A 24,729-nucleotide genomic window follows, 5' to 3' on the forward strand; every position below is an offset into this window, starting at 1 on the left:
GACATGATAATCTTATGAGTGTAAATCTCCGTGAACATATAGAAAAGATTGTACCGCTAACCGATGATGAGTTTGCATTTGTACTGTCTCATTTTACTTCCAAAAAGCTAAAGAAACACCAGTTCCTTATTCAGGAAGGGGATGCTGTGTACCATTCATGGTTTGTGGTTTCGGGGCTTATTAAAGCATCTCATACCGACGAGTCGGACAAGGAGCATATACTTCAGTTTGCCATGGAAGACTGGTGGGTAAGCGATTATCAGGCCTATCATTATAAAACGCCGGCTACACTTTCGTTATCCTGTCTTGAAGATACAGAGGTACTCTGCCTGTCACTTGAAAATTCTGAAAAGCTGTGCAGCGAACTCCAAAAGGCCGAGCATTTCTTCAGGCGCAAGGCTAATTTCGGTTATGTTGCCCTTCAGCAACGCATATTGTCATTGCTCACTACGAGTGCCAAAGAACGCTATGAGCAAATGCTAAAGCAATATCCTTCATTGTTTCAAAGGGTTCCTAAAACCCTTTTGGCTTCTTATCTGGGAGTTACGCGCGAAACTCTAAGCAGGCTTTCTTCCTGAGCGTGATTCAGGTCACAGTATATTTGTGATGTAGATCAAGTGCTTCTTCTTCTCATTCTGCCGAACTTTGTACTATAAATTTTCAACGATTACAACATGAAAAATATAGCAAAAGTTATAGCGATATTGTTAATCAGTACTGTACCTGTATTGGCACAGGCTAAAAAAGCAAAAAATATGGATAAGAAGAAAATACTGTTTGTGGTAACCAGCCACGACAAAAAAGGAAGCACGGGCGAACCTACAGGTTTTTACCTTGGCGAAGCATCACACCCGTGGGAAGTGTTGCACAATGCAGGATACACTATTGATTTTGTAAGCCCAAAAGGCGGAAAAGCACCGGTTGATGGTTTCGACCTGAAAGATCCTGTAAACAAAGAGTTTTGGGAGAATGCCGAATACCATAATAAAATAGAAAATACACTAAAACCATCTCAGGTTAACCCTGCTGATTATGTTGCTATTTACTATGCAGGTGGTCACGGTGCCATGTGGGACTTTGCCGATAATGCCGAACTGCAAAAGATTGCCGCTGTCATTTATGAAAAAGGCGGAATTGTTGGAGCGGTATGTCACGGCCCTGCGGGACTGGTGAATATAAAACTGTCTAACGGCAACTACCTTATTGACGGTAAAAAGATAAATGCTTTTACGAATGAAGAAGAAGAGGCTGTAGGGCTGACTAAAGTTGTGCCGTTCCTGTTAGAAGACGGACTGAAAGCGCACGGTGCTAAATTTGAGAAATCAGGGATGTGGCAGCAGCACGTGACAGTTGACCAAAGGGTTGTAACAGGGCAGAACCCACAATCTGCAAAAGGTGTAGGGGAAGCTATATTAGCCGAATTGAAAAAGAAATAAATAATAATGCTTAAGTGAAAAGCGCTGTATCGGGAATCTGATACAGCGCTTTTTTTATAAACCTCAATAATCCATCATTAATTCTGATAATTGTAAGGAGCAGAGAACTTGCCGTCGGTAACGGTAAGATATTCATTACCACCTGAGAGTCTCAATACTCCCGAAAAAGTTCCTTCCACGCCCCAGTCGGTAAGGGAAGTAATGGTCATGGTAAAACCTGATCCATCAGATCCATCGCCGGTGTAAACGGTTGTACCTATAATGTCCCCGTTGTCATCCAGGTTTTGGATGTAATAGTTTCCGTGAAGCTCAGAATCTGCCGATGTATACGTTTCACCCTGAACTGCTCCTACTTCAGATACGAGCTGAAAACCAAACCCCGGAGAAGTAAGATCATCGGTCAGATGTCCGCCAATGGTTACAAAATGAACGATTTCTTCAGATGGAGGGTCATTAGCGTTAACCTGTTGGCTAAAATCATAGTCAGTACCATTGATTTTACAGGTCAGGTAACCTTTTGCAGCCGGATTTGTGCTTCCGCCGTCATCATCGCCGCAGCCAACTGTCAATAAAGAAAAAATGAGTAATAGTAAAGGTGATTTTCTAAAGATGAAGTTGGTTAATTTCATGTCTTGTAATTTTAATTATGTGATAAAAATATTACAAATCATGGTTTTTTGAAAATCAGTATAGCTTATCGTGAATTCAAAATGCCGGTATTTTGTTAAGGATGTTTTAAATTACCAAAGGAATCGTCTTTATGTAGCTTCTAGGCAAGATAGAGCGTTGTAGGATTTAACTTTTAATTAACTGCTTTGTTTATCACTACGGGAAAACTTTCCATATCCTTATTCCTTTCTACCAAAATTATTTCCTTAACGGGAAATGTATCAGAGGATAATATCGCGTAGCGATTTATGTTGGTAGCGATGTTTTAGGAGTTGATTGATTGAGCCTGAAAGGCTCAGATATAATAACCGGAGGCAACGCCTTCGGGTTTTAAACAGCCGGTACCAGCCATATAAACCAAAGTCCTACCTGTGGCACTATGCCTATGAGTGCACCAAGCAGTACTTCGCTTAGTGAATGCGAACGGGCAGCCATGCGCGATGAACCCACAATACCGGTGCATACTACTAATAGTGCGATGAGGTACAGGTAAGTGATATGATAATAGGAAGAGATACCAATTACAAAAAGCACTAGGGAAGCCGTAGCCATGGTGTGCAGGCTTGGGCTAAAATTACCCAGTACCAATGCAAGGGTTATTACAGTGCTTATCAGTACGCCTGTAAAGTAATAGTATAGCTCCGGGATAACGACTATTGACAGGCTGTACTTTATGAGGAAGAGTATCAGCAGCGCATAAATAGCGAGCGGTAACCGGCGTTCTTTAGCATTCGGCAGTTTCGATTTCATTTTGCCCAGCGAACGTAACAGGTAAAATATAGACATGGGCAATAGTACAGTAAGTATGAGTACCTGTACAAAAGCGAGATAAATTTCGTGCTCGTAAAAAAAGCTGTTGGCCACCACAAAGTAAAACAGTGTAGCATATACCGGCACAAACAGCGGATGGAAAATATAGGAAAACAGAGCAAGAAACTTCTTCATGCCAATCTATATTTTCTTTCTCATCCTGGCAACAGGAATATCGAGCTGTTCACGGTATTTAGCAATGGTACGCCTTGCAATAGGGTAGCCTTTGTCTTTAAGTATCTCGGCAAGCTTGTCGTCCGGAAGTGGTTTGCGTTTGTCCTCTTCGCTGATAACGGTTTCAAGTATCTTTTTGATCTCAATGGTTGATACATCTTCACCCTGATCGTTTTTCATGGCCTCGGAGAAGAATTCTTTTATCAGTTTAGTGCCGTAAGGTGTTTCCACATATTTACTGTTAGCCACACGCGAAACGGTCGAGATATCAAGCCCGATCATATCGGCAATATCCTTAAGGATCATGGGTTTCAGTTTCGCTTCATCACCATCAAGGAAATATTCCTCCTGATAATGCATAATGGCGTTCATTGTCACGAACAGGGTTTCCTGACGTTGGCGGATAGCATCGATAAACCATTTTGCCGAATCCAGTTTTTGTTTGATGAACTGAACTGCATCTTTTTGGGCATTGCTTTTATCGCGGCTGTCCTTATAGGTTTGCAGCATTTCCTGATAGTCTTTAGAAACGTGCAGTTCGGGAGCATTACGTCCGTTTAGTGTCAGTTCCAGTTCGCCGTCTACAATACGTATGGCAAAGTCAGGTACAACATGCTCTACGGCTTTAATGTTGCTTTCGTAAGAGCCGCCCGGCTTAGGGTTCAGGCGTTCGATCTCATCAATAGCAGCACGCAGCTGATCCTGAGAGATGTCATATTTCTGTAACAGTTTGTCGTAATGCTTTTTGGTAAAAGCATCAAACTGATGTTCGATTATATCGGTGGCAAGCTCTACCGAAGCGGTAGGCGTTTTGTGTTTAAGCTGTAGTAAAAGGCACTCCTGCAGGTCGCGCGCACCCACCCCCGATGGCTCGAGTTCATGGATAACGTGCAGTATGCGTTCGGTGGTCTTTTCATCGGTATAAATGCCCTGTGTAAAGGCCATATCGTCAACAATATCGGGGATACTGCGGCGGATGTAGCCCATATCGTCTATGCTGCCCACAAGGAACTCGGCAATCTCGCGTTCTTCATCGGTAAGGATAAAGGTATTCAGCTGCTCGATAAGGTTTTGGTGGAAACTTACGGGTGCGGCAAAAGGCATCGTACGGTCCTCATCGTCGTCACTGTAGTTGTTCGCCTGGGTTTTATATCCGGGAATTTCATCATCACTCAGGTATTCGTCTATGTTGATCTCGTCGGCATCAATGCGATCGTTGTCGTAATCATCATAGTCGTCAAAATCCTCAGAAGTGTCGTATTCGTCCTTCTCATATTCATCCTCCTTGCCTGTTTCCAGTGCAGGATTTTCAACCATTTCTTCTTTAAGGCGTTGCTCAAAAGCCTGCGTAGGCAATTGTATCAGCTTCATCAGCTGAATTTGCTGTGGCGATAGTTTCTGGGATAATTTAAGTTGTAAGTTCTGCTTAAGCATAGATAAACACAGTCATTTTTACAGTATAAAATTACAAAAAACAGGCATAATTATTGATGCTTTTTGGATAAAATTATAAAAAGGATACTTTAAAACCTTTGTTTTAGGCTTTTTGCGTTCTTATGCTGTTAGATACAAAATGCATTTAATAAAAAAAGACCACAATATAAACTACAATGCCTCTGATATTATTGTAGGTAATTCTGATTAAAATTTGGTTGTTATGGCAGACGTTGCCCTGCAAGTTCTCTACGGAAGAAATATGAAATTATTTAAGATTAATATTCTTGTTTTAGGTTTTGTAGAGACGTTGCACTGCAACGTCTGAACAGGGGTGGACAAAAAAAAGCCCCACATTTCTGCGAGGCTTTCTAAATTCTATTATCTCAATTCTCAGTACTAATATCTCAATACTGAAAAGATTAAAATTCAGCGTTCTGTGGTGTCCTTGGGAAAGGAATAACGTCACGGATGTTACCCATACCGGTTACGAATAGCACAAGGCGCTCAAAACCAAGTCCGAAACCAGCGTGGGTAGCTGTTCCGAAACGACGGGTGTCAAGATACCACCAAAGCTCTTTTTCGTCGATGCCAAGCTCGGCGATCTTCTCAAGAAGCACGTCAAGACGCTCTTCTCTTTCCGATCCTCCAACGATCTCACCAATACCAGGGAACAGGATGTCCATAGCGCGTACAGTTTTCTTGTCGTCGTTAAGTCTCATGTAGAATGCTTTGATGTTCGCAGGGTAATCGAATAATATTACAGGCGATTTAAAGTGTTTCTCTACAAGGTAACGCTCGTGCTCACTCTGTAGGTCGGCACCCCATTCTTCAATGATATAGTTGAATTTCTTGTTCTTGTTTGGCTTACAGTTCTTAAGGATATCGATAGCCTCAGTATAGCTTACGCGCTTAAAGTTGTTTTCCAGTACAAACTGAAGTTTCTCTAATAAGCCCATCTCGCTACGTTCAGCCGTTGGTTTTTGTTTTTCCTCATCAGCTAAACGCTGGTCAAGGAATTTAAGGTCGTCCTGGCAACGGTCCATTGCATATTTGATCACATACTGGATGAAATCTTCAGCAAGATCCATGTTGTCATCAAGATTATTGAAGGCAACTTCAGGTTCTACCATCCAGAATTCTGCAAGGTGGCGTGATGTGTTAGAGTTCTCTGCACGGAAAGTAGGTCCGAATGTGTAAATCTGGCCCAATGCCATAGCAAAAGTCTCTCCTTCAAGCTGACCCGATACGGTAAGGTTGGTTTCCTTTCCGAAGAAATCCTGCTTGTAGTCTACTTTTCCTTCTTCATTCAATGGTGGGTTACCCACAGGAAGCGACGTTACCTGGAACATTTCGCCTGCACCCTCGGCATCCGATCCGGTAATGATAGGCGTGTTCACATATACGAAACCTTTTTCCTGAAAGTACTGGTGAATCGCAAACGACAGTACCGAACGTACTCTCATGATAGCACCAAATACGTTAGTACGTACACGTAGGTGGGCGTTCTCACGTAAGAACTCCAGTGAGTGTTTTTTAGGCTGCATAGGGAATTTCTCAGGATCTGAATCTCCAAGTATCTCTACACTTTTGGCCTGTATTTCATATTTCTGACCTGCGCCCTGGCTTTCTGCAAGGTTACCCTTAACAGCTACAGCAGCACCGGTTGTTATTCTTTTTAAAGTTTCTGCGGGTGTATTTTCAAAGTCAACAACACACTGGATATTATTTATAGTAGATCCGTCGTTAAGGGCTATAAACTGATTATTCCTAAAAGTTCTTACCCATCCTTTTACTAATACATCATCAACAGGCTTCGCGCTGTTCAGCAGGTCTTTAACTTTTGTGTGTTTCATTTTTTAAAATTTAAACTTGTTTTATGGAAAATGCCCCGTTTTAGCGTCTAGAGAGGCAAATGCCTGCAAATGTAGTAAAAAGCGTAAAAAGTTGATAGGCCTTTGTGTTGTAATTGCATCAAATTTATAAAAATGTCGCGGCGGGGTTAAAATTGAACCATAGTTGGCAGGAAGGGCTATCTTTGTCGGTAAAACAATTTACCATGAACTGGATATTACTTATCATCGCAGGCTTGTTTGAAGTAGGTTTCGCCTCATGTCTTGGAAAGGCTAAAGAAACCTCTGGCGCAGTTTCTAATTACTGGATGGGTGGCTTTTTTGTTTGCCTTACCATCAGTATGGTATTGCTGTATAAAGCTACCCAAACCCTGCCTATTGGTACTGCCTATGCTGTATGGACAGGTGTTGGTGCAGTGGGTACGGTACTGGTAGGTATTTTTGTTTTTAAAGAACCTTCAGACTTCTGGAGGCTGTTCTTTCTTACTACGCTTATCGCTTCTATTGTAGGGTTGAAGTTTGTCTCGGCGCATTAGTTTTTTAACCACAAAGGTCACTAAGAAGGCACTAAGTACACAAAGCTTTGTGATCCTCGTGGTTAAGTTTTTAAAACAAATTCAGTACAAACGTAATCTTTACTGCGATGTTTTTTTCGAACTGTGGCAGGTGATAGGGACCGTAACGGTAAAATGCTGATATACCGGCTATGCTTAAAATTTCATTAAGTTCTACACCGCTTTCGTAATAACCCTTTTCGAGAGTATTAAAGCTGGCGCCTATATGGTCATTTTTATTATCCATACTGCCCCATGCTGCACGGGTAACAAGGGCAGGTGCCATTTTCAGGATGCCGGAGATGGTAAATTTCCTGAAAGAATGCCTTAGTTGTCCTGTAATATACTGACTTGAGAAAAACTCATTGAAATACATGGTCTCAAAACCATTTTTACTGGCAAAGTTGATACGTGCCAATACGCCGTCCTTGCTCAGATTGTTGGGCGAAGTGCTATACAGGTGTGTAAGCGGAGTATCGCCTAAGGCAAGTCCTGACTGTATTAGAGCCGATGTTTTTTGTCCGTTAAGGTATTTCTGTTCATATTCTGCCCTTGCGTCAAATTTGCTGAAGGAGAAATCGCTGTCAAGCAGTCCGCCAAGCGACTGTGTGTATTGGAATGTGAACTTAGGGTATCTTTTCTCAGATTCTATCCTTCCGGTAGGCGTTTGCATAAAATCACTGAACGGATTCCACTGAACCGATACTGTTGCCAGAGTTAGGTAAAAAAGGGTATACGGAGTATTTTCAGGGATGTAGGTATAGCCAAATTTCGGGTCAATGCGGCTGCGTTCCAACTGCCAACGGCTTTCGGTTTTAGGTAGTATCTTCGTTTCTATATACCCCATGTAAGTTTGGTGGTTATAGAAGGTAAGAAGGTTCAGGAGCCTTGGGTCGTAGATCTTAAAGACTTTTTTGTCAGTAGCAAATGAGGTACTCGCAATCTCGGTAATGTCATCAGCGTAGTTGAATCCTATCCATGAGTTTGAGAAGTTGCCTACGCGTACAGCGCCACCCATACCATACTTAAAGACACCGTCTTTAGTACCATAGGCGCCATAACCGCTAAGCCTGAATGTCTCGGCAAATTTATTATTGGTTACAAAACCCAAACCTGGCCTGAAGCCTTCGTAGTTGTTGTATTTTATAATTTTTTGAAGGTCAATATCAATAGGGCCGGCAGGAAAATATCCGTTAATGATGCGTTTTCCTTTAATAATAATCTGCTCCCAGTTTTCCTTGGCCACAATACTGTCCATGGCAGTATAGGTGGTCAGGCTTCGGGTATCAAGAGTATCAGGGCGGAAGTTATTCCAGTAGTCTTCAGGCCTGTTTATGGCTTCTTTTTTAATATCTATGGCAACTCCTGTACGTCGTATGGTAACCGGAATATCGAATTTTTTATCAAAATTTCCCGCTTCCGAATAAACGTAAATAAGATCGGTAGGTTCGGTGTCGCGTTTGCGTTTGCCTGTGCCTTCAGCATCAAATTTTATGGTTTCCCCAAGTATCTTAATATCCTGTTTGTTGTTTCCTTTTACTATTTTAAGGGTTTTCCTGTCCGGGAACCAAATGCCTTTTTCTTTTTCATAGCTAAAAAAGTGTGTTGAAGTGACATCAATTACATTCTTAACCCTGAATATGGTTTTTGCAACGCCATAGTTCTGCATGTCAAGGTAAACGATACCATCGAGCTTTTTCTTTTTGTTCTTGTCTTTAGGCGTAAAGTAAAGCATGTAAGTATTGCGTCCATCAATAGTAACCGTGTCAAGTATCTTATAATGGTATTCTTTGAGCGCGTCTGAAGCTAAAGGTCCCGCATATTTGGTCTCAAGAATATCTATTTTATCGGTATATACCGAATACGATTGCAGTTTCAGTCCGATGAATTCATATAAAGGCTGCTTAAAACCTGCCATTCTGGTAGCGAGTACATTTTCTTTAAGCCCCTGCTTTTTGTTAAAGAGGAATTCAGAGACCTTCTCCGTTTGGTAAATGTGCCTTTTCTCAATCAGTTTTTTAAATTTATACTCGGTAGAATCTATTTTCTTAAAGATACGGGCTGCCTTTTCATATTCATAAATAGAATCGAGTGCACCTGCAATAGAGTCAGGGTTAGCCGTAACAATTAACCGTTCATAGGTATTGTAGCTAAAGCTGTTGAGCTTTTGCTGAGGATCGTTTATGATTTTTCCGCGAATGGCTTTTCTTATGATTTCAATGGCAGGATTTTCACCGCCAATAACAATTTCCTGTAATTGCCCTGCTGTTGGCTCTAATGCTACAGAGTAAAATATCCTTCCGGGTGTTATCTTGAACGAACGTTCGGTGTAACCAACATAGTCAACGGTAAATATCTCGTGCATTTGCGGGTGGTCAAGTACAAATTTGCCATCAACATCGCCAATTACGCTTTTTCCGTTTTGCTGATAAATTGTAGGGAAGGGTAAAATTTCACCGGTTTTGCTGTCTTTCACTATGCCGGTAATGGCCGATTGTGCCCCGCATGCGAAGGAGATAAAGAAAAGCAAAAACGTAAGTAGTCTCATTGAAGGCTTTATGGCTAAAACGAAAGAAGTGCAAAATTGTTACTGCAAAGATATAGAAAATAAAAATCCGCCTCGGTGGGCGGATTTTCAATTATACTTTCATGATTTCGGCTTCCTTAACAACCAGTAGTTCGTCAATTTTCTTGATGAAGCTGTTTGTCAGGTCCTGTACCGATTCTTCAGCGCCTTTGCAAGCATCTTCAGAAACACCGTCTTTTTCAAGTTTCTTGATGTCGTTGTTAGCGTCTTTACGAACGTTTCTGATACCTATTTTTGCATCTTCTGCCTCAGCTTTTGCCTGCTTTACAAGATCTCTCCTGCGCTCCTCTGTTAATGGCGGAACACTGATGATGATGTTGTCTCCGTTGTTCATTGGGTTAAACCCAAGGTTAGCGATCATTATCGCTTTCTCGATAGGCTGTAGCATGCTTTTTTCCCAAGGTGTAACTGTAATAGTTCTTGCATCGGGAGTGTTTACATTGGCAACCTGAGAAAGTGGTGTTTGAGAACCGTAGTAATCTACAAACACACCACCAAGCATAGCCGGTGATGCTTTTCCTGCACGGATGTTAAGGAATTCTTTTTCAAGGTGTGCTATAGAGTTGTTCATAGACTCCTGAGCGCTATCTAAGATAAAATCGATTTCTTCCATGGTGTAATTCTTATGATAAAAAATTAAACATTTACAGTAGTTCCTACCAGTTCGCCTTCACAAACTTTTACCAGATTGCCCGGTTTGTTCATGTCGAACACAATAATAGGCAATTCGTTTTCCTGGCTAAGCGTAAAAGCAGTAGTATCCATTACGTTAAGACCTTTGGCAAGTACATCATTAAACGTAAGGGTGTCATATTTTGTTGCTGTTGGGTCTTTTTCAGGATCGGCAGTATATATACCGTCTACACGTGTTCCTTTCAGGATAACATCCGCGTGAACCTCTACACCTCTCAATACGGCAGCCGTATCGGTAGTAAAGTAAGGATTACCTGTACCTGCTCCAAAAATTACGATTCTTCCTTTTTCAAGGTGGCGAACCGCTCTTCTCTTGATATAAGGCTCGGCAATTGCCTCTATTTTAAGTGCTGTCTGAAGGCGTGTCTGCATTCCTGCATCTTCAAGAGCTCCCTGTAGTGCCATACCGTTAATTACGGTAGCAAGCATACCCATGTAATCTCCCTGAACCCTGTCCATACCATTGCTGGCACCTGATACACCCCTAAAAATGTTTCCTCCGCCAATTACGATAGCGATCTCAACACCTTTTTCATGTATTTGCTTTATCTCCGCTGCATATTCGGCAAGCCTTTTAGGGTCAATGCCATATTGCCTGTCGCCCATCAGGGCTTCGCCACTAAGCTTTAACAGGATTCTATTGTATTTCATAGGGTAAATTTTGACTGGTGCAAATATAGTAATAATTGTTTTTCGTAAAATAACAATTTTGTAACCTCACAGTCCAAATAAACTAGGGTATGGGATGAGCCGGAATAATTTCGCTATGTGATTTCTTTGCAGCCTCATAGCCTATCTGAAATATCTCATCCATTTTAGTCTTATTGGTTTCAAAGGTACTGTATAGTGCCAATTCGTCAGGTGCTATTACCCAGTCACATAGCGTGAATTTTTGCATATTGGTATTGGCGGAAAGCAAATCATAGGCACGCGTGGTTACCGAACGTATGGTGCGCAAATCGGAGGCGTCAATTTTTTGTATCGGACTCACATAGATACCTATCAGGTTGTCACAGCGTCCTTGAAGGATATCTGTAGGGAAGTGGTTGATGATGCCACCGTCACTGTAGAGTCTGCCGTCTATTTCATAAGGCGAGATGATACCCGGAAATGCAGATGAAGCCAGTACGGCATCGGCAATTTTGGTTTCGGGCCCAAAAATGCGCAGCTTGCCCGATACCAGGTCGGTAGCGGTAAGGTGCATCTTATATGGCATATCGCCAAGGGTAGCATCTTTAAAAACTGAATAAAAATAATCACGAAAAGCTTCCGAGTCGATAAAGCCTGCCTTGCGAAAGGTGAAATGCTTCCAATGAAAAAAATATATCGATTTAAAGAATTCGAGTATTTCTTCGGGACGCTTGCCCCAGGCATACAAAGACGACACAATGGCACCCGAGCTTGTTCCGGCAATATGTGAAGGCTCAAGGCCTATTTCATCTAAATATTTCAAAACGCCCGCATGGGCTATACCTTTCGAGCCCCCACCCGAAAGCACAAGTCCAATGGACCCACCATCAATTTTCATTACATTATTTATTTACTGACTAATTTACAGTTTTTTGTTGAACTCCTCCTGACTTTTTTCAAATTGGTCTTTTTTTTGATATCATAAAAGTATCACTAATTTTGCACTTAAAATTGAGAGATATGAACGTAACAACATCATTGATTGAAAATAGCATAAACAAAAGCTTTACCTATGAGAATTACAGGAAGCATGTTTCTGCTCTGCTTGCCGATGGCCTCTCTACAGGAAATACGCAAAGCGAAGATTTAACCCATTATTCGACATTGAACGAGACACGTATGAACCGTCTTGACAAGACTATACACGTGCCGGATGAGATAAAAGAAAAATTAGGAAAACTTAAAAAACAGCATACACTTTTAGTGATCTCTGAAGGTTGGTGTGGCGATGCTGCACAGATCGTTCCGGTAATGAATAAATTGGTTGCCGAAAGTGATAAGCTTGACCTGAAAATCGTGCTTCGTGATGAGAACGACGAACTGATGAACGACTACCTAACCAACGGTGCACGTTCTATTCCAAAACTGGTTCTGGTTGAAAGTGATACCCTTGTAGCTCGTGGTAGCTGGGGACCACGTCCTCATGATGCTGCACAACTTATAATAGACGACAAAGCTAAACACGGTGTGGTAACTCCGCAGGCAAAAGAAGATTTACAGCGTTGGTACCTGCATGATAAAGGTATCAGTACTATGGAGGAAATTACATTATTGCTTGAGAACGCTGAAAATATGTAAATTTTGGTTGTCGGTTGTCGGTTGATGGTTGTCAGCTTGACTTGTGCCTTATATATTTTATCCCTGGCTTTTAGTCGGGGATTTTTTATGGGTATGAGTGTTCATTTCGACCGTAGCGTAGCGAAGTGGAGAGATCTCTTACAGAAGACTGGTATTATGGTTGTTTTTTACAACTAAAACTTGTAGCTTTTTTATAAAGTCAGGTTTAATAGGTAGAAATCGATCAATTTCAAACTTAAAGCTTTTAATTTTATCTCCATCATAATACCTAACCTTGTAGATATGTAAAATGAATTCTTTCTCAATAGAGATTACATCAGTAATCAATATCTTTTTTCCTTTTACGACAAAATCGTTTTTATCGATATAAACTACCTCGCGTTTTGTGAAATAAGCTATGCATGCAAAAATGAGTGGTATAATAAATATAAAAGAAGGGAAGTTTTTTGTAAATGATAAATAAATCATCACAAATACGATTGCTACACAAAAAGCGGCATATAGTTTACGATATACAGGCCCAAATTTACCAGATATTCTTTTCATTGTTTTTAATTTTTTAGATTGCTTCGTTCCTCGCAATGACGGCTCACATGTAATTGCGAGTAGAATACAATAGAGGGTGTTAATCTATCTAATCTTGCCATCAATCAAACGGAATCCTGCGTTGAGAATTTCGGCGGTGTCTGTAACTTCGTGCGTGAAATCCGCATGAAGGGAACCTTTATATTTTTCGGAGTAAGATATTCTGTAAAAGCGGCCAATATTTTTTTCAAATCCTTGCGGTGCTCTTCCACCATCGCTTTCATACTCTTTCCCGTTATCATAATAGCGGATTATATTTGACGGTTCTTTACCCCATTCTCGTTTTATATATTTACCTACAGATGCCTTACCATTATTTTCAATATCGTTTTTTATTTCGTATCCTTTAATGATGGATGCTATAATTAAACCGAAAATCAATATAAAAATAAATCCTAAAAAAATCTTTCTCATTGTGCTTTATTTTAGATTACTTCGTCCGTTCGGATTTCAGCCTCGGGTGCTTCGCTCCTCGCAATGACAGTAACTTCAGACTTCCGACAACCATCAACCGCCAACCGGCAACCAACCTACTATCTCAATCTTATCCGATACCGACATCCCTCCCGGATTACATCCCGGTTTCCCTTCAGGGATTTCTTTGCCGATGGCTTTATAGTAGTCCACCCATGCAGGGAAAAATTCGTTCGTTCCGGGTTGTTTGTACGTCATAGGGAAAAGGGTAAAGAAAGGTTTTCCACCATTGGCAAACATAAAAGCGTCGTATATCAGTTCGGAGCAATAATAGCTTCCGTTATCGTAAACATACTCGTCGTCATAGGGCACGTCAAGCTGTTTCAGGGAAAAGTTAATTGCCTGTGGTATGAGCTTTGTATACTGTTTTTTCAGTCGGCCAATGAGCATTGGCTTTTTAGTGTTCTTAGAGAATTTCTCAAGGGTAGAAAGGCGCACGGCATTGCCGGCAGCTTCTATAATATAAATGGTATCGTTGCGGTGGTATACCATTCCCATATGGCTAAAGTCGTTGCCTTTGTAGCCTTCTGTTACCGCTTCGATAGCATCGCAAAGCGGACCGCAGTCCATATCCTGAAAGAGCAGGTCACCATCTTTAAGTGTTGTTTTTTGCTGTGCAAAAAGCGATGTGAAGCTGAAAAGAAAAAGAAGAATGAATTGTTTCATAATTACCAAAAATCAAAGAAACTAACTCCAACACAGATGCTGCCCGCAGGGTTCATGTCATAAAGCGGAAAGCCGTATTGGTTTATTTCCAAATATAAAGATACTGAATCTTCGACTACATACCCCAGCCTGTATTTTTGAAAATCGCCCGAAAGGTCACCGCGTCCTAAAGCAAATGAGTAGCCGTAGCCAAACTGCAAAAGCACTGAATTGTCGTTGTGTACATAAGGTTTTAGCATTATGCTGCCATACATAGGGGTGGTAACCAGTTTTTCGCTTGCAATCCAGTCAATGCCGGTATTGGCGCTAATGCCGGCCCATTCGTTAAGGTGTAGTCCAAGTCCGAAATTAGCACTCAGTCCGTTAGGAATCACGTAATCAAAAACCGTATTGGTGTTGTATTGGTCGCCATTCTTACTGGCTTCAGGTGTAGCTGTAAGCGGTATTGAAATTGCCAACTGACCAAAAAGAGGCAGGCGTTTTTGTACTTTGCCGTCAGGATTTGGTTTGGTAACAAACACGGTTTCAGGTTTGGCATTGTCCTGTGCATACACACAGTATGCCATACATAAAAGTATGAAGTATATCTTATGCAGAAACTTCGTCTTCAAAATCCTGGGGAGATATAGCATTGGCAACGTCAAATTCACCAATTTTGGTACGGCGCAAAACGGTAAGGTGTGCACCCGAATTCAGTGCTTTACCAAAATCATTTGCCAGGGAACGAATGTAAGTTCCTTTGCTGCATACTACCCTGAAATCTACTTCGGGCAGGGCAATTCGGGTAATCTCAAATTCGTATATGGTAGTCTTACGGAAAGCGATTTCTACTTCTTCGCCGGCACGGGCGTGTTCATAAAGGCGTTTTCCATCTTTTTTAATGGCCGAGAATACAGGTGGCTGCTGGTCGATTTCACCAAGGAACTGTTTTACAGTTTCGTGTATCAGTTCTTCGTTAATATGTTCAGTAGGGAAAGTAGCGTTTACTTCGGTCTCAAGGTCGAATGAAGGGGTCGTACTGCCCAGCATAATAGTGCCGGTATATTCTTTAGGCATACCCTGAAGTTCCATAATACGTTTGGTAAACTTACCTGTGCATATTATAAGGAGTCCTGTGGCAAGCGGATCGAGTGTTCCGGCATGGCCTACTTTTAGTTTTTTTAGGCCTAAGTGTTTCTTTAGCGCCCATTTTACTTTATTTACAGCCTGAAATGAGCTCCAGGTCAATGGCTTGTCAATCAGCACAACTTTTCCTTCCAGGAAATCTTCGGGTGTAGCCACAACAGTATTATTTATAGATTGTAAAATAAGCCAGTAGCGCAGCTCCGGCAATTATCCTGTACCAACCCCAAGGCTGGAATCCGTATTTTTTAATGATGCCTATAAAACCTTTAATAGCAATAATGGCAACAATAAAGGCAATTACATTGCCTACAAGGAACATTTTAAGGTTCTCGCTATTTTGTGTAAGCAGCTCATAACCTTTAAGTCCTGTCTGGTGGTAGGTCTTAACGAATACCGAATATACCGTTACTGCAGCCATGGTAGGCACAGCAAGGAAAAACGAGAATTCGGCAGCGGTTTCGCGGGTAAGTTTTTGCTGCATACCTCCAATAATAGAGGCTGCTGCACGGCTGGTACCCGGCATCATGGCAAGGCATTGCCAAAAACCTATGGTAACCGCTTTTTGTATGGTGATGTCTTCTTCTTTTACTATTTCAGGATTTTTGAAGAAGTTATCAATAAACAATAGTACAATTCCGCCCAGGATAAGCACAATAGCAATAGGAATTGGATCGCCTAATGCGGCGTCTATCATGTCGTCAAAAATATAGCCCAGTACCAGTGCAGGTACTACGGCACAGGCCAGCTTTACATAAAAACCAAGGCGGCTAAAGTCGAAGAATTTTTTCCAGTACAATGCCACTACAGCCAGTATGGCGCCAAACTGTATGGATACCTGAAACAGTTTTACAAAGTCGTCTTCCTGAATGCCATAATAAGAACTGGCAAAAATCATGTGGGCGGTAGACGATATAGGTAAATATTCGGTTAAACCTTCAATAATGGCAAGGATGATGCTCTGGATAAAATCCATTCTGTATTAGTTCTATTGTTTAAAATTCTTGATTGATGCGTCTTCAGGGAAAGTTTCTCCTGTAGTGGTTTTTTCTGCCTTCGCAGGATTTTTAAGGATGGCATAGATAGTAACGCCAAAGCCGATAAGCACCACTGTTGGTGCAAGCCTGATTCTTCTGAAGTTAAAGATATCCTCGCTGAATACTTTAGGGTCGTTGCTTCCGCCACCGCTCATAAGTATAAAGCCAATGGCAATAACAGCAATACCTATAAGTAGTATTTTGTAGTTTACCTTTTCAAAAAGGAATTCTGATTTTATTTCGTTGTTTTTCATAAGTTCCGGGTTTTGGGTTTTGGGTTTTGAGTTTTGAGTTCTCACTCAAACGCCACAATACCTAAATTATATGTTATGTCTTTCGTCTATTATCTAATATCTATTCTCTCACTACTAATAAAGATCGTCCGTTCTAAGGTTCAGGAATCGCTGAGTAGCAAAGAACGTGCTTATCATACTGATAATGATACCGAAGCCCAATACGCCTGAAAGCACGATGGCTGTAGGGATCCAGTCTTCCCAAATGTTAAGCACAGGGAAAAGTCCGTCAAACCAGTGTACAAGGTACAATAGCACGGCGATGCTGAATAATGCGCCGATAATTCCAAGTTTTATACCTCTCCATATAAATGGCTTGCGGATGAACGATTTGGTAGCGCCTACCATCTGCATGGTTTTAATGGTAAAACGGTGGTTGTAAATAGACAGCCTTAGCGCGCTGTTAATAAGCAGCATGGCAACCACGGCAAGAATTCCGCTGATAACCAGTATCCAGAAGCTTATGTTCTTTATGTTTTCGTTAGCCATGTCTACAAGGGTGTTGTCATAGCTTACATCGCCTACATAGGGGTTAGAGCGCAGTTCTACTTCAACGGCTTTTATTTTTTTAGGCTGTACATATTCGCCTTTAAGGTGTACGTCGTATGAGTCCAGTAACGGATTGCTGTCCAGCAGCGTTTCGTAATCGCCTACAATGTCGGGATTGTTTTTTGCTGCATCTTCTTTAGATACATATTTGCTGTCTTTTATGTATTTTGAATTCGTTAGCTGTACGCCAAAAGCTTCTTTAATGCTGTCGGTAGCTTCTCTTTTAAAATAAATCGTCATAGGTATATTTTCCTTCACGTGGGAAGAGATCTTTTCGGTGTTTATTACAAACAATCCAAGGGTTCCCAGTAGCGTAAGCACGATGAAAATACACAGTACAACAGAAAAATAAGAAGAGATCAGGCGTCTTTTCTGGAACTTTTCAAAAGATGTGGACATAGGTTAGATTTTAGCCGTAAAAATAAAGAAACTATTTTGTTTATAGACAGAACTTATGATGACTTTTTCATTTATGCATAAAAGTAAGCACAACTTCTTAGTTTATAACGGGCAAAGTTTTGACTTTCGTACAATAAGCGTAAATTTGCGTTCCGCTTGCGGAACTTTATAAACTTTACGACTTTAGAACTTTCGACATAACAATGAGATACAATCCGAACGAAATTGAAGCCAGATGGCAAAAATACTGGGCTGAGAATGGTACTTTCCGTGCCGAGGACGTAAGCGACAAACCTAAATACTATGTGCTGGATATGTTTCCGTACCCATCGGGAGCGGGGCTTCACGTAGGTCACCCGCTGGGTTATATAGCATCTGATATTTATGCACGCTACAAACGCCACACGGGTTTTAACGTACTGCACCCGCAGGGATACGACAGCTTTGGCCTTCCGGCAGAGCAGTATGCTATCCAGACCGGGCAGCACCCTGCCATTACTACCGAAACCAACATTTCGCGTTACCGCGGACAGCTGGACAGGATAGGCTTTTCGTTTGACTGGGATCGTGAGGTGCGAACTTCTAACCCGGAATATTACAAATGGACACAATGGATATTTATCCAGTTGTTCAACTCATGGTACAACTTAGATACTGATAAGGCAGAGGATATCGCTACGCTTATCACTGCTTTTGAAGCTGATGGCAATGCTAAAGTACATGCCGTTAGCGATGATAATATTGCTGTTTTCAGTGCTGATGAGTGGAAAGGTTATGATGCAAAAAAACAATCGGAGATATTGTTGCAATACAGGCTTACCTACCTTGCTGAGACCGAAGTAAACTGGTGTCCGGCATTAGGAACGGTATTGGCTAACGATGAGATTATAAACGGAGTTTCTGAAAGAGGAGGACATCCGGTTATCCGTAAAAAAATGACGCAGTGGAGCATGCGTATTTCGGCGTATGCCGAAAGATTGCTTCAGGGTCTTGAAGGTATCGACTGGACCGAGTCGCTTAAAGAGAGCCAGCGTAACTGGATAGGGAAATCGGTAGGTGCATCGGTAACGTTTAAAGTACTTACGCCGGATGAGGCTGAAGATGCTCATAAAGCAACTAAAGGGCTTGGTGTAAGAAAGTTTATTGAGGATATGCTTAGTGAAGTTGGCGACAATGATAATCGCCACACTATCGAGGTATTCACAACGCGACCTGACACTATTTTCGGGGTTACCTTCATGACACTGGCACCGGAGCATGAGCTTGTAGCTAAAATTACAACTCCTGAGCAAAAAGCGGCTGTTGATGCCTATGTTGAAGCTACTGCTAAACGTAGCGAGCGTGAGCGTATGGCCGATGTAAAAACCATTTCGGGGGTATTTACAGGTGCTTATGCAGAACATCCGTTTACCAAAGAGCCAATTCCGGTATGGATAGGCGACTACGTGCTTGCCGGTTATGGTACAGGAGCCGTTATGGCTGTACCTGCGGGCGATCAGCGTGATTATGATTTTGCAAAACATTTCGATATTGAGATAAAAGATATTTTTGACGGAGCTGATATTTCTGAAGAAGCTTATGGGTCTAAAGACAACGTAAAACTTAAGAATTCAGATTTCCTTAATGGCTTTGATTATAAAAAAGCGACGAAGAAAGTTATTGAGTCGCTTGAGGATTTAGGGCAGGGACGTGGCAAGACGAATTACCGTCTTCGCGATGCGGTTTTCAGCCGTCAGCGTTATTGGGGTGAACCATTCCCGGTATATTATGTAAACGGTATGCCGCAAATGATCGCTACCGAGCATTTGCCGGTGCGCCTTCCTGATGTAGAGAAATACCTTCCTACTGAAGACGGGCAGCCACCATTAGGTAATGCTAAAGAATGGGGATGGGATACAGCTGCTAACAAAGTAGTGGCTACCGACCTAATTGATAATGTAACCGTGTTCCCACTTGAACTTAATACCATGCCGGGTTGGGCAGGTAGCTCATGGTATTGGTTGCGTTATATGGATCCGCATAATGATGCGGCATTCATTGACTCGAAAGCAGAGGCCTACTGGCAGAATGTAGATTTATATATTGGTGGTAGCGAGCACGCTACAGGCCACTTGCTATACAGCCGTTTCTGGAATAAATTCCTTAAAGACAGGGGGTATATCAATCAGGAGGAGCCATTCAAAAAATTGATTAACCAGGGGATGATTCTTGGTATGAGTGCGTTTGCTATCCGTATAAACTTTGAGGGTGAACTTAATAAGATCGTTCCGCCGATATTCATTTCTTCAAAAAGATACTACGCTGAAAGAGAAGAAGCACACGCCGCTTATCGTAGTCAGGTAGATGAGATAATCTCTACATATACTACTGACGAAGAGCTTAAGGCTGCGAAAAAGATATTTACCAATGTTCACGTTGATGTGTCGTTTGTTAATGCATCGGATGAACTTGATATCGAAGCATTCAAAAACTGGAGGCCGGAATATAATAATGCTATTTTCTTAAACGAGGAGAATGGTAAATATACTGTGAGCCGTGAAGTAGAGAAAATGTCGAAATCAAAATACAACGTAGTAACGCCGGATGATATCTGCGACCAGTATGGTGCAGACACCCTTCGTTTATACGAAATGTTCCTTGGGCCATTAGAGCAGGCTAAACCGTGGAATACTGCCGGTATTACGGGAGTATCAGGTTTCCTGAAAAAACTATGGAAATTGTATTTTGACGATAACGGACTTATAGTTAACACTAACCCGGGTAGCAAAGAGGCATACAAAACGCTTCATAAGACCATTAAGAAAGTACAGGAAGATATCGAGAACTTCTCATTTAATACTTCGGTAAGTTCGTTTATGATTGCGGTTAATGAGCTTACGGCTATGAACTGCCACGAGCGTACTATCCTTGAACCGCTTGCCATACTTATCTCGCCTTATGCGCCGCATATTGCCGAGGAACTTTGGAACAGGTTAGGGCATCAGGGTAGTATTGCCCATGTACCATTCCCTAAATTCAATCCTGAATATCTGGTAGAAAGCAGTAAGGAATACCCTGTGTCATTCAATGGTAAGACCCGCTTTATGATCGAGCTGCCTATGGATATGACTGCTGCCGATATTGAGAAAGCCATCCTTGCCGATGAGCGTACAGCACAGCAGCTTAATGGTGGTGCTCCTAAAAAGGTAATCGTAGTACCGGGCAGGATCATTAATATTGTGATGTAGATTTAAAGTGGTAAAGCGACAGAGTAACAAAGTAGTAAAGTCGAGTTGCTTATATGGATATAGAACCGCAGTTTATACTGCGGTTTTTTGTTGTGTGTTCTTTTGTCTTGAAACAAAAGAACCAAAAATTCAAGGCTCTGACTCCTTAGGCTACAAATTATCTCGTTCGGCTAAACCATTCGAACTCGCCTTCGGCTCAGACAGCGAATGCTTTTTAACGCCTTTCTCAATAATTTGCTTACGCCACGGAGCCTAATGCCTTAGCTTCACTCTTGTCTAATGCTTAGATGATTTAACTGAACTCGGACTATGAGTGAAGCACTCCCCTCTCCTTTGGAGAGCGGTCAGGGGTGAGGCCTTATTAAGTTTATCGTAATTCAAAATTTAAAATTCATAATTTATTGTTATTCCTTGTCCCAATTTTACAATTCAGGTGAATTTTTTCCTGCTAAATTTGCGGAATAAAATAGTTCCGCAAGAGCCAAAACCCCTATATTTACAGGTGATTATGCGAAATTTTGGCATACTCTTTGGTTTTTCGAAAACAAATCAATTAAAATCAATCATAATGAAAAAATTAGTATTTGCTGTTATTGCTCTTATGGGCATGCAACTATCGGTAAGCGCACAAGACACACCAACCCCGCCAACTCCACCTGAACCTCCAAGGCCTTATGCCCAAAGGTATGACGACGATAATCCGGGTAAAGGAATCTATGTTTCTTTTGGTGTTGCCGGAAACGATGGTTTTAAAATGAATGACAGGCTAAAAGCTCAGGGATTGCCGGAGCTTAACTCGACAGCCTTTGAGTCGACAGTAGGTTTTTATCTGATGTTTAAAAAACTGTCTTTCGATTTTGAATTCGTGGGTAGCTATTCTGATAAAAAGGATGCTGTAAACAGGGTGCGTAACTTTAATACAGGGGTTAACTTCCGTGGGCACTATAATATCCTTACCAGTGATAAATTCTTTGTTACAGGTGGTGCCGATCTTGGTTATACCTTCAATAATTTTAATATCAATACACGCGACAGGGTTATCGACCTTAACGACCTGAATCCTGCCAACAATCCGGGACATGTAAACCTTTACAACGACCAGTTTATACTGGGCCCATCGGCAGCGTTTGGTTTTTTACAAAACACTGATTACAAAATGAGGCTGAATGTAGGCTACAACTGGGCAGTTCTTACCGGTAAATGGAGGTCACAGTATGGTAATGTAGAAAATACTTTTAGAGAAAACGGGCAGGGGCATTTTTATGCTAAGCTTACGCTAATGCTCGATTAATTAGCTCATACTATAAGAAACCGGTTAATGCCGGTTTTTTTATTGTTCAATATCTAAGGGAAGTTTTATCTTTATGGCGAATAATAAGTATCTGAAAAAATGAAGAAGATCTTTTTGCTTGTTGCAGTTGTATTGCTTGCGTCGTGTTCCGGCGATGATAATAATGTTGTGACTAAAAAGCTGTTATCGTCGTTTGCTATAACCGAAAGCGGCAGTACATCAACTACCGAATTTGCTTACGACGCTAACTGGAATATAACAGGAATCACTAAAGATGGCGTGACTGAATATTCGTTTGCTTATAATAAAGGGAACCTGATTATTATTTATGATGGTGCGCTGGATAATCCCGATACTAAGCAGCTGTACAATATACTTAACCAAAACAACCAGCCAACGGATTATATAGACAGCGATGGAAAATCGTGGTTTATTACCTATAACTCAACGACCAAAAAGTACACTTTTGAGGGGTCGGGTATTGAAGTACTGCTTAAAAGCAGGGATATTGCTTCTGTGAACGATGCCGATGATGTTGTTCTGGCAAAGATGGAGTATGACGAAGAAAAGCCGGGCTGTTTATACAATGTGCCTACAAATAATGTTTATTTGTTGCCATTGTTTACAGAGCTTTACGGTTATATTTCTGCACAGGCCGTAAAAAAGATAACCTTAAACGGAACGGAATATGCCGTAACTAATACCTATGACGAAGAAGGCTATGTTACTAAAATGGTATTAACGGCCGAAGGTGGTGTAACCCGCACTATAGACTATAACTACGCAGAATTGTAGTTGCAAAAAACAGGAGACTCTTTATGTGAGTACTGCCAAAATTTCAGAGTTAAGCCAATCCCGTAAAGATTGGCTTTCTTTTTGATGTATAGTTAGAAACCAAAATTAAAACAGAATGATTGGATATTATATAGTGATAGGATTGATTGCTATTGTAAGCTTTGCCGTTAGTGCAAGGCTCAAGAGCAAGTTTGAGCATTATTCTAAAGTACATTTGCGCAATGGTATGAGTGGGGCAGAGATTGCCCAACAAATGCTTAGTGATAACGGAATTTATGACGTAAGGGTTATCTCTACTCCGGGTAGGCTAACCGACCACTATAATCCTGCCGATAAGACCGTAAACCTAAGTGAAGCGGTATACAATCAGCGTAATGCGGCTGCGGCTGCCGTGGCTGCCCACGAGGTAGGCCATGCCGTTCAGCATGCTACGGCATACCAAATGCTAAAACTGCGTTCTCAGTTGGTTCCGGTAGTTAGTTTTTCGTCAGGAATGGCGCCATGGATTATTATAATCGGGCTTGGTATGGGAGCTGCTGCTCACATAGGTATAGGGTATTATGTGGCTGTTGCCGGACTTATACTAATGGCTATAACTACGCTTTTTACCCTTGTTACCCTTCCGGTAGAGTATGATGCGAGTAACCGTGCCCTTGCATGGCTTAAGAACAAGAATATGCTGGCTCCGAACGAATATGAAGGCGCAGAAGATTCACTGAAATGGGCAGCAAGGACTTATCTTGTGGCTGCGATAGGAGCTGTAGCTACATTGTTATACTTTGCCCTGCAGGTATTCGGCGGATCAAGGGAGCGATAAGCGCTGCCCTTTCTATATATAGAGCGAAAAATCCGCTTCGGCAATGCCGGGCGGATTTTTTTATTTGTCTGATTCAACTAACTACTGACGTAACACGGCTTACTGACTACTAAAAACTTTTACCCAGTCTACATACATTGATGAGGCCTTGATTTTAGATTCGTCGAAATCGGCGCCAAACATAGTGCCGCCCACGGCAAGATTAAGTACGATATTTTGGCTTTTTCCAAAGAAATCTGGAATGTTCTGCTGCCCGGTTTCGGATGCATTACGGGTTTCTACCACCTCGCCATCAAGCAGGAAGGTAAGGCTGTTCTTTGCCCAGATCACCTCATAAACATGAAAACCGCTGCTCAGGTCTTTAGGGGTTGTTATTTCTTCAGAGGTAAGGTCATCATTGGTTTGCGGAGTGTCAAACTGGCTGCCATAGTAATAGTTAGTAATGTAACCATGCTTGTCACCCGTGGCTTCAAGTATGTCAATTTCGCCATGGGTAGGCCATGGGTTGCCATAGCTCCAAAAGGCGGGCCACATTCCGTAAGAGGCAGGCAGCTTTATGCGCGCACTAATACGTATTTTTTGTGATGGAGAGGTATGGGTAACCTCATAAACCGACTCAATTCTTCCTGATGTATAGGCAAAGTCAGACAACTCGGTATCTCCCGGTGTTACAGGACCTGTTACATCTTCTTTTTTCGAGCGGATTTCGAGTATTCCGTTGGCGAGTATAAGGTTTTGCGACTTGTATAGCTGAAGTTCTTCATTATAGGCACCACCTTCCCAAACGTTCCATCCGCTCAATCCAGAATCAAAATTGTCTTCATAGATTTTTGAATAACCATCGGCTTCCAGAGCGGCTTCGTCAAGGTCAAAATCATTTTGCGTATTGTTTTTTACCGCATCTTCACTGCTGCTGCAACCCGTTAAGACCAGAAGTAATACAGCTATTTTTAGGACATTTTTCATGACAGGAATTTAAGGGTATAGTGCTTTATC

25 protein-coding genes are annotated in these 24,729 nt (G+C 41.6%); 8 read left to right on the forward strand and 17 right to left on the reverse strand.

The window, feature by feature from the left end:
- The first annotated feature begins 14 nt into the window (after positions 1–14).
- Together ACFSR3_RS06365 and ACFSR3_RS06370 are read left to right on the forward strand one after the other, a co-directional pair.
- Positions 15–578, forward strand: a complete 564-nt coding sequence (locus ACFSR3_RS06365; protein ID WP_379820221.1) for a Crp/Fnr family transcriptional regulator — start codon at positions 15–17, stop codon at positions 576–578.
- Positions 579–674: 96 nt separating this feature from the next.
- Positions 675–1,436: a type 1 glutamine amidotransferase domain-containing protein gene (locus ACFSR3_RS06370; protein ID WP_379820222.1), complete on the forward strand. Its 762-nt coding sequence runs from the start codon at positions 675–677 to the stop codon at positions 1,434–1,436.
- 77 nt (positions 1,437–1,513) lie between these two features.
- On the opposite strand, the gene ACFSR3_RS06375 is transcribed toward ACFSR3_RS06370, so the two are convergent.
- The 4 genes from ACFSR3_RS06375 to asnS all read right to left on the reverse strand — a co-directional run bounded on the left by ACFSR3_RS06375 (position 1,514) and on the right by asnS (position 6,379).
- Positions 1,514–2,065 carry a hypothetical protein gene (locus ACFSR3_RS06375; RefSeq protein ID WP_379820223.1) on the reverse strand — a complete coding sequence of 184 codons (552 nt, stop codon included), beginning with the start codon at positions 2,063–2,065 and terminating at the stop codon, positions 1,514–1,516.
- Between the two features lie 370 nt (positions 2,066–2,435).
- The gene (locus ACFSR3_RS06380) at positions 2,436–3,050 is read right to left on the reverse strand and encodes a phosphatase PAP2 family protein (RefSeq protein WP_379820224.1); all 615 of its coding nucleotides are present in this window, start codon (positions 3,048–3,050) and stop codon (positions 2,436–2,438) included.
- Positions 3,051–3,056: 6 nt separating this feature from the next.
- Entirely contained in the window at positions 3,057–4,523 is a 1,467-nt protein-coding gene (gene rpoN, locus ACFSR3_RS06385; RefSeq protein WP_379820225.1) for an RNA polymerase factor sigma-54, read from the reverse strand.
- 422 nt (positions 4,524–4,945) lie between these two features.
- Positions 4,946–6,379, reverse strand: a complete 1,434-nt coding sequence (gene asnS, locus ACFSR3_RS06390; RefSeq protein WP_379820226.1) for an asparagine--tRNA ligase — start codon at positions 6,377–6,379, stop codon at positions 4,946–4,948.
- A 203-nt stretch (positions 6,380–6,582) separates the two neighbouring features.
- On the opposite strand from asnS, the gene ACFSR3_RS06395 reads away from it, so the two are divergent.
- Positions 6,583–6,912, forward strand: a complete 330-nt coding sequence (locus ACFSR3_RS06395) for a DMT family transporter (protein ID WP_114758094.1) — start codon at positions 6,583–6,585, stop codon at positions 6,910–6,912.
- A gap of 70 nt (positions 6,913–6,982) precedes the next feature.
- Here the strand turns inward: ACFSR3_RS06395 and ACFSR3_RS06400 are convergent, their stop codons facing one another.
- The 4 genes from ACFSR3_RS06400 to ACFSR3_RS06415 all read right to left on the reverse strand — a co-directional run bounded on the left by ACFSR3_RS06400 (position 6,983) and on the right by ACFSR3_RS06415 (position 11,738).
- Positions 6,983–9,478: a DUF5686 family protein gene (locus tag ACFSR3_RS06400; protein WP_379820227.1), complete on the reverse strand. Its 2,496-nt coding sequence runs from the start codon at positions 9,476–9,478 to the stop codon at positions 6,983–6,985.
- A 91-nt stretch (positions 9,479–9,569) separates the two neighbouring features.
- Complete coding sequence (frr, locus tag ACFSR3_RS06405) at positions 9,570–10,130, reverse strand: ribosome recycling factor (protein ID WP_114758092.1); 561 nt, start codon at positions 10,128–10,130, stop codon at positions 9,570–9,572.
- 23 nt (positions 10,131–10,153) lie between these two features.
- Entirely contained in the window at positions 10,154–10,861 is a 708-nt protein-coding gene (gene pyrH / locus ACFSR3_RS06410) for a UMP kinase (protein ID WP_114758091.1), read from the reverse strand.
- 82 nt (positions 10,862–10,943) lie between these two features.
- On the reverse strand, positions 10,944–11,738 hold the full coding sequence (locus tag ACFSR3_RS06415; RefSeq protein ID WP_379820228.1) for a patatin-like phospholipase family protein: 795 nt from the start codon (positions 11,736–11,738) through the stop codon (positions 10,944–10,946).
- A 122-nt stretch (positions 11,739–11,860) separates the two neighbouring features.
- On the opposite strand from ACFSR3_RS06415, the gene ACFSR3_RS06420 reads away from it, so the two are divergent.
- The gene (locus tag ACFSR3_RS06420) at positions 11,861–12,478 is read left to right on the forward strand and encodes a thioredoxin family protein (RefSeq protein WP_379820229.1); all 618 of its coding nucleotides are present in this window, start codon (positions 11,861–11,863) and stop codon (positions 12,476–12,478) included.
- 138 nt (positions 12,479–12,616) lie between these two features.
- Here ACFSR3_RS06420 and ACFSR3_RS06425 read toward each other — a convergent pair whose 3' ends face one another.
- The 8 genes from ACFSR3_RS06425 to ACFSR3_RS06460 form a co-directional block, all read right to left on the reverse strand.
- The gene (locus ACFSR3_RS06425; protein ID WP_379820230.1) at positions 12,617–13,024 is read right to left on the reverse strand and encodes a hypothetical protein; all 408 of its coding nucleotides are present in this window, start codon (positions 13,022–13,024) and stop codon (positions 12,617–12,619) included.
- A gap of 84 nt (positions 13,025–13,108) precedes the next feature.
- Positions 13,109–13,477, reverse strand: coding sequence for a hypothetical protein (locus ACFSR3_RS06430; protein ID WP_379820231.1), 369 nt, complete (start codon positions 13,475–13,477; stop codon positions 13,109–13,111).
- Positions 13,478–13,570: 93 nt separating this feature from the next.
- Positions 13,571–14,203 carry a YiiX/YebB-like N1pC/P60 family cysteine hydrolase gene (locus tag ACFSR3_RS06435; RefSeq protein WP_379820232.1) on the reverse strand — a complete coding sequence of 211 codons (633 nt, stop codon included), beginning with the start codon at positions 14,201–14,203 and terminating at the stop codon, positions 13,571–13,573.
- 2 nt (positions 14,204–14,205) lie between these two features.
- The gene (locus ACFSR3_RS06440) at positions 14,206–14,769 is read right to left on the reverse strand and encodes a hypothetical protein (RefSeq protein ID WP_379820233.1); all 564 of its coding nucleotides are present in this window, start codon (positions 14,767–14,769) and stop codon (positions 14,206–14,208) included.
- 22 nt (positions 14,770–14,791) lie between these two features.
- Positions 14,792–15,484 (reverse strand): tRNA pseudouridine(55) synthase TruB, encoded by a 693-nt coding sequence (gene truB / locus ACFSR3_RS06445; protein WP_379820234.1) that lies wholly within the window; start codon positions 15,482–15,484, stop codon positions 14,792–14,794.
- A 7-nt stretch (positions 15,485–15,491) separates the two neighbouring features.
- Positions 15,492–16,301, reverse strand: coding sequence for an undecaprenyl-diphosphate phosphatase (locus tag ACFSR3_RS06450; RefSeq protein ID WP_379820235.1), 810 nt, complete (start codon positions 16,299–16,301; stop codon positions 15,492–15,494).
- Between the two features lie 12 nt (positions 16,302–16,313).
- Positions 16,314–16,616: a DUF3098 domain-containing protein gene (locus tag ACFSR3_RS06455; protein WP_379820236.1), complete on the reverse strand. Its 303-nt coding sequence runs from the start codon at positions 16,614–16,616 to the stop codon at positions 16,314–16,316.
- A 114-nt stretch (positions 16,617–16,730) separates the two neighbouring features.
- Complete coding sequence (locus ACFSR3_RS06460; RefSeq protein ID WP_379820237.1) at positions 16,731–17,603, reverse strand: cell division protein FtsX; 873 nt, start codon at positions 17,601–17,603, stop codon at positions 16,731–16,733.
- Positions 17,604–17,806: 203 nt separating this feature from the next.
- On the opposite strand from ACFSR3_RS06460, the gene ACFSR3_RS06465 reads away from it, so the two are divergent.
- The 4 genes from ACFSR3_RS06465 to ACFSR3_RS06480 all read left to right on the forward strand — a co-directional run bounded on the left by ACFSR3_RS06465 (position 17,807) and on the right by ACFSR3_RS06480 (position 23,733).
- Positions 17,807–20,830 (forward strand): leucine--tRNA ligase, encoded by a 3,024-nt coding sequence (locus tag ACFSR3_RS06465; RefSeq protein ID WP_379820238.1) that lies wholly within the window; start codon positions 17,807–17,809, stop codon positions 20,828–20,830.
- Positions 20,831–21,398: 568 nt separating this feature from the next.
- Positions 21,399–22,121 carry a hypothetical protein gene (locus ACFSR3_RS06470; RefSeq protein ID WP_379820239.1) on the forward strand — a complete coding sequence of 241 codons (723 nt, stop codon included), beginning with the start codon at positions 21,399–21,401 and terminating at the stop codon, positions 22,119–22,121.
- A gap of 99 nt (positions 22,122–22,220) precedes the next feature.
- The gene (locus tag ACFSR3_RS06475) at positions 22,221–22,916 is read left to right on the forward strand and encodes a hypothetical protein (RefSeq protein WP_379820240.1); all 696 of its coding nucleotides are present in this window, start codon (positions 22,221–22,223) and stop codon (positions 22,914–22,916) included.
- 115 nt (positions 22,917–23,031) lie between these two features.
- A complete protein-coding gene (locus tag ACFSR3_RS06480) occupies positions 23,032–23,733 on the forward strand; it encodes a zinc metallopeptidase (protein WP_379820241.1) in 702 nt (233 codons plus the stop codon).
- 99 nt (positions 23,734–23,832) lie between these two features.
- Here ACFSR3_RS06480 and ACFSR3_RS06485 read toward each other — a convergent pair whose 3' ends face one another.
- Positions 23,833–24,699: a glycoside hydrolase family 16 protein gene (locus ACFSR3_RS06485; RefSeq protein WP_379820242.1), complete on the reverse strand. Its 867-nt coding sequence runs from the start codon at positions 24,697–24,699 to the stop codon at positions 23,833–23,835.
- Positions 24,700–24,729 lie beyond the last annotated feature (30 nt).

The organism is Flavobacterium suzhouense, assembly GCF_042684765.1.
Classification (GTDB): Bacteria; Bacteroidota; Bacteroidia; order Flavobacteriales; family Flavobacteriaceae; genus Flavobacterium; species Flavobacterium suzhouense.